At 43.6% G+C, this 11,404-nt stretch carries 10 protein-coding genes; 7 read left to right on the top strand and 3 right to left on the bottom strand.

Annotated features, from left to right (window positions below; genetic code table 11):
• Positions 1 to 238 precede the first annotated feature (238 nt).
• Complete coding sequence (locus tag FAM09_RS17725; protein ID WP_136578456.1) at positions 239 to 1,018, bottom strand: hypothetical protein; 780 nt, start codon at positions 1,016 to 1,018, stop codon at positions 239 to 241.
• 475 nt (positions 1,019 to 1,493) lie between these two features.
• Between FAM09_RS17725 and FAM09_RS17720 the strand changes: the two genes are divergently transcribed.
• Complete coding sequence (locus FAM09_RS17720) at positions 1,494 to 2,240, top strand: hypothetical protein (protein ID WP_136578455.1); 747 nt, start codon at positions 1,494 to 1,496, stop codon at positions 2,238 to 2,240.
• A gap of 146 nt (positions 2,241 to 2,386) precedes the next feature.
• Complete coding sequence (locus FAM09_RS17715) at positions 2,387 to 3,076, top strand: cell division ATP-binding protein FtsE (protein ID WP_136578454.1); 690 nt, start codon at positions 2,387 to 2,389, stop codon at positions 3,074 to 3,076.
• Here the strand turns inward: FAM09_RS17715 and FAM09_RS17710 are convergent.
• Positions 3,057 to 4,178 (bottom strand): glycosyltransferase, encoded by a 1,122-nt coding sequence (locus tag FAM09_RS17710; protein ID WP_136578453.1) that lies wholly within the window; start codon positions 4,176 to 4,178, stop codon positions 3,057 to 3,059. The genes FAM09_RS17715 and FAM09_RS17710 overlap by 20 nt on opposite strands.
• A gap of 3 nt (positions 4,179 to 4,181) precedes the next feature.
• On the bottom strand, positions 4,182 to 5,267 hold the full coding sequence (locus FAM09_RS17705) for a glycosyltransferase (RefSeq protein WP_243751699.1): 1,086 nt from the start codon (positions 5,265 to 5,267) through the stop codon (positions 4,182 to 4,184).
• Between the two features lie 365 nt (positions 5,268 to 5,632).
• On the opposite strand from FAM09_RS17705, the gene rpsO reads away from it, so the two are divergent.
• From rpsO to FAM09_RS17680, 5 genes are all read left to right on the top strand, one after another.
• Positions 5,633 to 5,929, top strand: a complete 297-nt coding sequence (gene rpsO / locus FAM09_RS17700) for a 30S ribosomal protein S15 (protein WP_243751698.1) — start codon at positions 5,633 to 5,635, stop codon at positions 5,927 to 5,929.
• 172 nt (positions 5,930 to 6,101) lie between these two features.
• Entirely contained in the window at positions 6,102 to 8,249 is a 2,148-nt protein-coding gene (gene pnp / locus FAM09_RS17695; protein ID WP_136578452.1) for a polyribonucleotide nucleotidyltransferase, read from the top strand.
• Between the two features lie 193 nt (positions 8,250 to 8,442).
• Positions 8,443 to 9,258, top strand: a complete 816-nt coding sequence (prmA, locus tag FAM09_RS17690; RefSeq protein WP_136578451.1) for a 50S ribosomal protein L11 methyltransferase — start codon at positions 8,443 to 8,445, stop codon at positions 9,256 to 9,258.
• A gap of 79 nt (positions 9,259 to 9,337) precedes the next feature.
• Positions 9,338 to 9,997 carry a glycerol-3-phosphate 1-O-acyltransferase PlsY gene (gene plsY, locus FAM09_RS17685; RefSeq protein WP_136578450.1) on the top strand — a complete coding sequence of 220 codons (660 nt, stop codon included), beginning with the start codon at positions 9,338 to 9,340 and terminating at the stop codon, positions 9,995 to 9,997.
• A 340-nt stretch (positions 9,998 to 10,337) separates the two neighbouring features.
• Positions 10,338 to 11,159 (top strand): M48 family metallopeptidase, encoded by an 822-nt coding sequence (locus tag FAM09_RS17680; RefSeq protein WP_136578449.1) that lies wholly within the window; start codon positions 10,338 to 10,340, stop codon positions 11,157 to 11,159.
• Positions 11,160 to 11,404: the final 245 nt, after the last annotated feature.

The raw sequence follows: 11,404 nt of genomic DNA, 5'->3' as shown, positions 1-11,404 counted from the left end.
AATATATGGTCTGTATAGTGTCTATATCCATAAAGAACTTACAAAACATTATTATTCAATGTACTAACTATTAATTATACTCGTAAAAGCCTTCGTTCGTGTCACGCCTTCGCCACATCAGTCACAGCCTTGCAACTAATGCCACCAGGGGTGAACGTTCTAACGGAATCGTTCAGCGTCCCGAGATTACAAAAAATTGTTGAAACATCCGAAGCTGGTTGGCAATTTCCTTCTGGCATCACTCCATCGCTACCACCTTCGCCCCACCAACATATTTCACCGGTTCAATATGGTCGCCCCGTAGGGTTCCAAAGGCAATACCTATTGCAACCATAATGCTGCAGGTAGCTGGTTTTTGTGCTGGCAATCCTTTTACGATCAGCTTACCGGCAGCGGTGGGGGTGTTCACCGGCAACCATTCTGATTCCGCGTATTCCGAAATATACTCACGTTCTCCCTTTGGCTTATAGCCATGTGCTGAATACAGGTCGGATACCAGTCCCGCCACTGCGATAAATTGGAACCAGGAATAATTTCCGGGCACCATAAAGTTGAGTCCCGGTAACAAAGCCGGCAGGTCTACGATCACCTTTTCCTTTTGTATGGTACACGACACCGGCGTCCGTACAATGGATTCGAACAGGTATCGCCGGTTCAGGGTAAATCCTTCCAGTAACCGCGAATGCTGAGATAGCAAAATGTTCCGCTTTCCTGGTTCGTTTTGGGTATCCATTTTTTGAATAGGCTTTAACAGAGCATTGAGTGGACCGGTAATATTATAATCAGCCAGGAACATCAATGGATGCAGGATGCGTTTGATCTGAGCGGCGGCTTTGGCCCTTCCGCCAAATTCATTGTTGTTTCTGCGGGTTAGATCGAAGCGAGGGGAATGCTTAATCTGCTTTTTTGTGGGGCCGCCTTTTTTACGGAGGATGATCTTGTCTGAACCGCGCATCTTATATGCGCTCAGGTTTTGCAGGGAGCCGGTGAACAGCAATTCGCCAAATAGTTGTGCCATATACGTTGGTTTAATGGTGAATGAATAATGGGTGAGGTATTGAAATACCTACATATTATAGAAACAACTCAGAAGTATAATTGTACTAAACCGGAGATGTGCCGGATATAAAAAAAGGGAAGATATCTGCGGCTTACCTCCGGCACATATCGGGAATATCTCCGGGATATCTATTATTTCCCTATGAAAATAGCTGTGGGTTCCTGTCATCTACAGGGCCCAGAGTCGACATTTTACTAGCTATTATGGAGGATTTACAACGCTCTACAATATGTAATTGATTGAATTTCAAACAGAATGAGTGTTTGCAGCCTGGGCACCTGGCCTAAAACAATTTTTGTTAATTCTTCAAATGCGTCTAACGGTTAAAAACCAGGAGATTTATTACAATCACTACTTTCAAACAGGTTTGATTAGTTGCTGGTCAACTTTTCAGATACCCGACCGTTGGTTCCAATTGACACCCCTTAATAATATGAAAAAGACAATTTTTATCACTGCTTTTCTTTTATCTGTTTCTTTTGGCCGGGCTCAAAATATCGATTCAATGTTTGCTGAGCCCCAGGTTATTGAACTTACAATTTCAACACCACAACCAAGATTAAAAGAAACATTTCAAATCTCACTTGACATCAATCATTTAAGGACAAATATCTTTAAGTCTTTAGCCGGAAAGGTTAAAATATCAAACGATATTAATGTCACAGACAGGGAACAGTTTACTTTGAATGTAAATGCCCTTAAAACGGGAAAGAATGAAATAGGTCCCCTGGAATTCTATCTTAACAAGACAAAATACACGACAAATAAGATTATTTATGATGTCATTGAGGCATTGCCCAATACCGACAATGGACTTTGGTTTAGAAAAGTAATGACAAGTGACAGTACATTTTGCATTATCATAGAACAACGAATTCCCGCTAATAATAAAACAACGCAAACATCAAACAACTCAATTTCTTTTACAACTGAACCTTTGTATACAGACATTGCAAAATTTAAAGACAGTTATTCAATTGAAGGAGTAAATAGTACTAATTCTCATTCAAATACAAATTTTAGTAGTGTTGAAATAAATGGACATGATAAACAGTTTATGTATGGATATTCAGTTTATTACTTTAACATAGTAAACAGAAAAGCAAAAATTAAGATCACAAAAGACAAATTTACCAATCTGCCGGTTGACTATAATTTTGAAGATATAGTAATACCGTAAATTGAAAGCATAGCGTTAAATTGCGGTTTTTACTAATACGTCTTAGCAAATTCCCCATTTCTCTTAAAGCCTTGCTAATAGTTGCAAAACACAAAATGTATAACTGCGTTGAATTGCTTATTTTTGTTTCAACTTAACGGATCAGTATGCAGGACAACATCATTGACCTAAAGCACGTAAATATTTATCAGGGGAATAATCTCGTTTTGCAGGATGTAAATTTCAAAGTACAGAAAGGAGAATTCGTGTACCTGGTTGGAAAGACCGGAACCGGTAAATCGAGCCTGTTAAAGACCATGTATGGCGACCTTCGTTTAAAAGAAGGTGATGGCACCGTTGTGGGCTTTAACCTGCGCGAGATGGACTGGAAGAAAGTTCCTTTCCTTCGCCGCAACCTGGGTGTTGTTTTCCAGGATTTTCAGTTGCTCACCGACCGCAACGTAAACGATAACCTGCGCTTTGTGTTGCGCGCCACCGGCTGGAAGGATGAAAAGCTGATGGACGAAAAGATCATTGATGTGCTCGATAAAGTTGGCCTGAAAGCCAAAGGGTTTAAAATGCCTTTTGAGTTAAGTGGCGGCGAACAACAGCGTGTTGATATTGCCCGTGCTTTGCTCAATTCGCCCAAACTGATCCTGGCCGACGAGCCCACCGGTAATCTCGATCCCGAAACCTCCGATGAGATCATGCAGTTGCTGTTCCATATCTCCCGCGACTACGGTACAGCTATTGTTATGGCTACCCACGACTATATTGTCATCAATAAATACCCCGCCCGCACCGTACGCACCGAAAGAGGCCGGGTGATCGACAACGCTAAAATATCCATTGAATAAGACGCTGGGCGTTCTGCTTATTATCGAATGTGGAAAGCAGTAATGTTTTTCGCAAACGGATCTCTTCTTCCGCAAACGGCTGCCGGTACAATTGTACGACCAGGCTTTTAAATGCATTGGCATTGGTTCCGATATGACAGGCCGATTCCAGCCCCGTGCTTTGCACCGTAGCTTCATTCACCAGGCAATGCCGCCCGTTAAACAAGGCATTCAGCAGCTTCAGCTTTATACCGGTTATATTAAAGGAGGGGAGTATGTTTATCTGCGCCTTTCCGATCATGTCCTGCATTTCCTGCTCCGACGGATCGGCCACCAGACAGGTATTATGATACTTGTCGGCAACGCGTTGTAGTTTGGCAGAAGGATTTTTTCCTGCGATCACCAACGGTATTTTAAGATCGTTGAACACTTTTTTCATTAGCCAGATGGCTGCCTGCTCGTTTTCGGTTACTGACAGGTTCCCATGGTATAAGCAGAAACAACCTACGCCTTCCGGCGCAGCAATCTGCGTAAAGGGTAAGAATACCGGCAACGTAGCTACCTGTTTGGCGCCAAATTCTTTCCGGTAAGTTTTGGTATCCAGCTCCGACACCGCCAATATCAACGCTTTATTGGCAATGGTTTCTTCATAATGCTTCAACAACCTGCTTTCATGCAGGTAATATATTTTTCGAAACAGGGAATGGCAGCTATGAAATAACTGCTTGTAATATATATACTCCACGTTATGCAGCCGCAAAATCATTTTACGGTTATTGAACCGCTCATCGTGCAGCAGGAAAGTACAATGCACGCCTTCCAGTAAAATGGGGTAATTGTCCTTCAATAACCGGTCTTCCAACACAGCATTGGTGCGGGAAGCCACTATATAAGGCAATTTATGGGAGAAGCCTTTATGCCCGCACTGCCGCGGATAGTACCGCACTTCGACGCAATATTGTTCCAGTTCGGGTTGTTGTTCGCGTTTATTCTCAAAACAATGTAAATGGATACGGATCCCTTGCTGATACAGCGCTATTAATTTATAGAACAGGTCGAAATAGCCGCCATGCTCAACAGGGTAGGGTACATCGAACGAAATAATATGTAAATGCTTTTCCAATGACTACAGTATATTTTTATAGAAGGCCAATAGCTTTTTTTCTTCTTCCTGCCAGTTAATGGCCACCCGGGCCTGTAAACAATTTTGTTGCAAACGGTTATATAATTCTGTGTTATTCAATAAATCATTCAGCCCCCCGGCTATGGTTTCGGGACGCAAGTCGTTTATAAGAACAGCAACAACGTACTGATTGTTTATTTCCTGATAAGCCGGGTAATTCACACATACCTGCGGTAAGCCGGCATGCAGGTAATCAAAAAAGCGATTTCCCAGCGAATGATAGTTATTTAAGCCGTTATTTTCAAACAAAGTAACCCCGGCCCAGGCCTGCAGGGTGTATTGTTTTAATGCTGCCGGCAATATTTTTCCTTTAAAAATTACTTTATCGGTCAACTGATACTCCTGTACCAGTTGTTGCGCCTGCTGCATAAAATTGCCATCTCCGCATATGATCAGGCGGGCGTTCACCCATTTCATGGCGGGTATCAGGGTCTCAAAGCTGCGGCCCTCATTTACCGCGCCCTGGTATAAAATGTATTTTTCCGGCTTATCTGGTATGGCAAGGGGTTGCAATACAGGTACATTGCGCATCACTTCATACTGCACGTTGTATAGTTTATAAAACTCATTGGCAATGGCCTGGTTAACCGTATAGCCATGTTTGAATTTAGGTACCGTATACTGTTCTACCTTTTTCCAAACCCGGTATACAACCGGCCGGGTAACCACTTCTTTCATTTCACAAAATAATTCATGGGCGTCGTACACACGCGGGATGCGCTTCAGTACCGAAATAAAATATAAAGGGAGAATGGTGTCCAGGTCAATGGCGCAAACGGCATCGGCTTTCCGGAACAATAAATAAAAAAATAATCGCAGGTTATACTCCAGATAGCTGAGTTTACCCGTTTTGAAAAAGCAGAAAAGCCGCTTTTGATTGAAGGAACGGGGCACCAATGCAGGCGTTTTGGCCCATCGCCGGCCGATCAGGGTCACCGAATAACCGGCGCCTGCGAGCGTCGTACAAATACGAATCATCCGCTGATCGTAATTGAGTTCGTTGGTAACGGCGAGAACGAGGTGCTTCATTCGGTTTTTTTAGGGTAGCTATTTTATAGTTAATTTACTGATGGTTAATTAGTTACTGTTTGTGGTTTGCGGTTTGTAGTTAGTGGTTCCGACGCTTTTCCGGATTCATAATTAATTTGGGGCCTCAAAATAAGGGCTATTTTGTGATTTTACGAGCTGGGTGATTAATAGCGATCCTCGAAATCAGGCGTCAACTACAAACCATAAACAACAAACCACAAACTGCTCTTTTTCAATATTAAGATTGTTTTTTATTGATTACCTTCAAACGGCCAAAAATAGCTTTTTTTAAAAAAATATCCCCACACTATCAACTCAATAAGAATTTATTACATACCTTTGCCGGCAAAATAAGAAGATAATTTTTGGATGTCATTAAACAATTTGAGATGCCTTATTTAACAAAAGAGAAAGTTTCGAGCATATTTGCACAACATGGTGGCAAAGCTACAAACACAGGTTCCATAGAGGGACAAATTGCGTTGTTGACAGAACGCATTAACAGTATTTCTTTACACCTTCAACAAAATAAGAAGGATTTTTCTACTCACCGCGGTCTGATGACAATGGTGGGCCAGCGTAAACGCCTGCTGAATTATTTAAGCAAGCATAACCTGCAAGGTTACCGCGCACTGATCGAAAAACTTGGTATCAGAAAATAAGTATACTATATTATAGATAACTATTCCCAACTGTATGCCGGTTGGGAATAGTTGTTTTTGATATACTTTTTTTCTGAACTTGTTGCTTTAATAACCGGTTGCTGATTATCGCCCGCTCAACATCCCACCTCCATGCAGGTTGTAATAGCGACCATTAAACTACAATTTAGATATGCTCTCTCAACCAATTAGCGTAACTTTTGATATAGGGGGCGGACGCGAAGTTTCTATTGAAACCGGCCGCCTGGCTCGTCAGGCCGACGGAGCCGTTACCGTTCGCCAGGGCAATTGCATTATATTAGCCACCGTAGTTGCCAATAAAGAACCCAAGGAAGGACAATCGTTCTTTCCACTGGTAGTTGATTACAATGAGAAATTTGCTTCAGCCGGCCGTATTCCCGGCTCATTCTTCAAACGCGAAGGCAAACTGAGCGATTATGAAGTACTGGTTAGCCGGTTAATTGACCGTGCTTTGCGTCCGCTTTTCCCTGAAGATTATTTCTGTGATGTTCAGGTACTTATAACGCTTATTTCAAGCGATAAAGAAGTAATGCCCGATGCATTGGCATGCCTGGCCGCCTCGGCAGCGCTGGCTGTTTCGGATGTTCCCGTTAAGGAGATCATTTCTGAAGTTCGGATTGGCCGCGTAGAAGGACAATTCATCGTAAACCCCACCCGTACAGAGCTGGCTAAAGCCGATATGGACTTCATCATTGGCGCCACCAGCAAAAACCTGATGATGGTGGAAGGTGAAGCGGAAGAATGCAGTGAAGAAGACCTGGTGAAAGCCCTGGAAATTGCACACGAAGCTATCCGCCTTCAGATCAAGGCCCAGGAAGAATTGCGGGCTAAAGTTGGCGTAGCCGGTAAAAGGGAGTACACCAAGCCCGAGCAAAATGCCGAGCTGCAACAAAAAGTAACCGATTTTGCCAAGGATAAGATCTATCAAATTTCCCGCTCAGCTTCTGCCAAACACGACAGAAGCGACGCTATTGATAAAGTAAAAGAAGAACTGATCACCAGCCTGGGCGAAGAAGCGGAAGATGATGTGAAGAAACTGGCCAAGAAATATTTCGACGACCTGCAATGGGAAGTGGTACGTAACATGATCCTTGACGACCGTATCCGTTTGGATGGCCGTCAGCTCGACCAGGTTCGTCCCTTGAACATGGAAGTAGATGTGTTACCTTCTCCTCACGGTTCTGCACTGTTCACCCGCGGTGAAACGCAATCTTTAACCACGGTTACTTTAGGTACGCCTTTAGATGAACTGCTGGTAGAAAGCGCTGCCGTGTCTGATTATACAAAATTCATTCTGCATTATAACTTCCCGCCGTTCTCAACCGGTGAAGTAAAAATGATGCGCGCTCCCGGCCGTCGCGAAGTTGGTCACGGTAACCTGGCCATGCGTTCGCTGAAAAAAATGATGCCGGGCAATGAATATCCTTATACCGTTCGTATTGTGAGCGATATTCTGGAGTCGAATGGTTCTTCTTCCATGGCAACAGTTTGCGCCGGTTCGCTGGCGTTGATGGATGCCGGTGTACCAATTCCCAAACACGTAAGTGGTGTGGCCATGGGATTGATCACCCGCGGAAGCGATGGTAAATACGCTATTCTTACCGACATCCTGGGCGATGAAGATCACCTGGGTGATATGGACTTTAAAGTAACCGGTACCCGCGATGGTATTTGCGGTGTACAAATGGATATCAAGATAGACGGTTTAAGCATGGACACCATGCGCGAAGCGCTGGAGCAGGCCCGCAAAGGCCGCCTTCACATCGTTGAAGCCATGTATGAAAGCATTGGCGAAGCCAGAAGCGAGGTGAAACCACATGCGCCGAGAATGGAGAAACTGTTCATCGACAAAGAATTTATTGGTGCGGTGATCGGGCCCCAGGGCAAGATCATTCAGGAAATTCAACGCGAAACCGGCGCTACCATCAACATTGAAGAAGTTGGTAACTACGGTGAGGTTAGCATCTTTAGTCCGGCCAAGGAAGGGCTCGATAAAGCCGTTGCCTGGATCAAAGGCATTGTTGCCGTTCCTGAAGTAGGTTCTGTATACGAAGCCACGGTGAAAGGCATTAAAGAGTTCGGCGCATTCGTTGAATTCTTACCTGGCAAACAAGGGTTGTTACACATCAGTGAAATAAGCTGGAAGCGTTTGGAAACCATGGAAGGTGTGCTGAAAGAAGGTGAAAAGGTGAAAGTGAAACTGATAGGTATAGATCATAAGACCGGCAAGTTCAAACTCAGCCGCAAGATCTTAATGCCGAAGCCTGAAGGAAGGAAACCCGAAAGTCCGGCATCTTAATACGTGAAACGGCAAACGTGAAACGTGAAAACCAATACAAATTCACGTTTCATGTTTAGCTGAAAGAAGCGAGACACAAAATTAATCGCGAGCTTCGAACTTTTTCACGTTTGCCATTTCACGTTTCACGATAAAAGGTCTGTAACTACAATTACAGACCTTTTTTAATTACAATGATCCATTCTATTTATAAATGAAAAACTACATACACATCAAATTCCAGCCGGTCTCGAAAGAACAGCAGGAAATACTGATTGCCCAGCTTTCAGACCTGGGTTTTGAAGGATTTGAAGAAGGCGCCAATTATATGTCTGCTTACATCCCTCACGACCAGTTCAATGAACCGGAGACTTACAATTTGATTGCCGGTACGGGCATTACATTGACAAAAGAAGTGATTGCACCAAAGAACTGGAATGAAGAATGGGAGCAGAACTTTCAACCGGTGATCATCGGTGACTTCTGTGGCATCCGCGCGCATTTTCATGCTCCGCTTCAAAATGTACAGCATGAGATCATCATCACACCCAAAATGAGTTTTGGCACCGGGCATCATGCTACCACGCATTTGATGATACAACAGATGCAGCAGCTATCCTTCACCGGTAAAACAGTGCTCGACTTTGGAACTGGGACCGGTGTGCTGGCTATACTGGCAGAAAGGCTGGGCGCAGCGCATATAACAGCTATCGATAACGACGAATGGAGCATTACGAACGGTAAAGAAAATATTGCGCTTAATCACTGTTCAAACATCACAATAGAGCAGGCAGAAAGTTTACAAATGTCAAGTGTTTATGATATTATCCTGGCCAATATCAATAAACACGTGTTGATAGCAAATATGGATGCAATTAAACAACATTTAACACCAGGGGGCGTTGTAATTATGAGCGGGCTTTTAATTGGAGATAAACCAGATATGGAAGCATCCGCTGCAAACGGTGGGCTATTAGTTTATGAGCAAAAGACCAGAGGCGATTGGATATGTTTGATGTTAAAAAAATAATAAACACAATAAATTGATAGTTACCATTTAATTAACTTTTTTTCCATATTTTCGTTATCTAACTTCAACCAACTATTCAATGAAAGAAGCATTACTCATTGTAATAGCATATTTGATCGGCTCTATCCCAACAGCGGTTTGGGTTAGTAAAGGATTTTTTGGGATCGATATCCGTGAATATGGCAGCGGAAACGCCGGTGCTACCAATACTTTCCGCGTATTAGGCTCCCGCTGGGGCACTTTCGTAATGATCATAGACATGCTGAAAGGCGTAGCCGCCACCAGTCTTTATATTCTTCTTCCTTATTATATGAATATGACCAATGAGTGGGACAGGACCAACTTTATGGTGGGCCTGGGTTTAGCCGCTGTATTGGGCCATATTTTTCCAATCTGGGCCGATTTTAGGGGCGGAAAGGGGGTTGCCACCCTGTTCGGGATGGTATTGGCCATTCAGCCTTTAGTGGCCGTATTGTGTGTGGGTATTTTCCTCCTGGTATTATATCTCACCCGATTTGTTTCCCTCAGCTCAATTTTAGCCAGCATAGCATTTGCCGTTTTTATTCTCGTCATTTTTAATGAAAAAGAACCGCTGTACCGGGCGTTTGCAATTGCCGTGGCCCTGTTGGTTCTGCTCACCCATCAAAAGAACATCACCCGTTTATTGCGCGGCAGCGAAAGCAAAGTGCCTATTTTAAAATACCGCGATCGCCGTAAAGAAAGAAGACGCAAACAATAAGTTTGTTAGTTCATAAGTTTTTCGTTCGTTATAAGTTATACTTCAACTTACTAACTTAATAACTCATTAACCTATTACATTCTATTGCCTTTAGCTTTAGGCTTGCGGCTTGCAGCTTTCAGCTTGTATTCCATTTGAGGTATTTAATTCCCATACAACAAAGGGTACATCCAGTCTGGGTTGTCACATACTATCTTATTTCATAATTTGATGTTGTTGTTTTCATTTTATAAGTTTGTTAAAGAATGAGTTATGACCTGCCTAAATAGCAGGCTCCTATAATTTTGCCGAACAGGTTGGTACAAGGATTGTTTAAATAAATAGAAGTAAACCCACAGAAATGAAACAAACTATGCATAAAGTTATTATTGCTGCCGTGTTGGCAACAGGTATAACGTCCTGCTCACAGAACGCCATTACGGGCAGGAAACAGCTATCTCTTTTCAATGAGGCCGATATTCAATCTATGGCTGCCCAGCAGTACCAGCAGTTTTTAAGCCAGAATAAGGTCGTTAGCTCCAGCGCAAGCAAGGATGCAGAAATGGTGCGCAGGGTAGGAGCCCGGCTGGTTGCAGCCATCAATCAATATTATGCAACTAAAGGCCTTACCCAGGAACTGGAAGGCTATAAATGGGAATATAACCTGGTTGATTCAAAAGAAGTGAACGCCTGGTGTATGCCCGGTGGTAAAATTGTGGTGTATACCGGCTTATTGCCCATTACCCAGAACGAAGCAGCCCTGGCAGTTGTTGTAGGCCATGAAATTGCCCATGCACTGGCCAAGCATGGTAATGAAAGAATGAGCCAGGCAACCGTTCAACAATTGGGTGGGCAGGCGTTATCGGTAGCCATTGCCAATAAAAGCGCCGCGGCCCAGAATGTTTTGTTGAGCGCTTATGGTATTGGTAGTAATGTGGGCGCTTTATTGCCTTTCTCCCGTAAACAGGAGCTGGAAGCCGACCGCTACGGCCTCATATTCTCTGCTATGGCCGGGTACAATCCCCAGGAAGCAATTCCTTTATGGGAAAGGATGAAGGCTGCTTCAGGCGGTTCAAAACCACCGGAAATATTAAGCACCCACCCGGCAGAAGATACCCGTATAGCCAGGCTCAGGGAACTGATGCCCGAAGCTTTGCAATATTACAAACCAGTGGGAAAATAGCATTTGTTTCCATAATGTGATCGCGGCGTTCTCCCGGCCCAGGTTGGGAGAACGCTTTTTTTATGCCGTACTGTTTGCACTACACTCCTCGGGTAGATATACGATACTTCTTCGTAATAACCGAACCCTCCCTCGCACAATGTGCATAACCAACCTGGTTAATGCCCCATTTTATGATTTTAAAGCTAAATGTGGCACATAGCTTGTTTTCTACCCCGGTGAAAATTCGTACCACATCTTCCCTA

It is taken from the genome of Niastella caeni (genome assembly GCF_004834005.1).
In the GTDB taxonomy this organism is placed as follows: domain Bacteria; phylum Bacteroidota; class Bacteroidia; order Chitinophagales; family Chitinophagaceae; genus Niastella; species Niastella caeni.
Note: the sequence above shows the minus strand (reverse complement) of the source record. Positions and strands in the feature narration are given on the sequence as shown.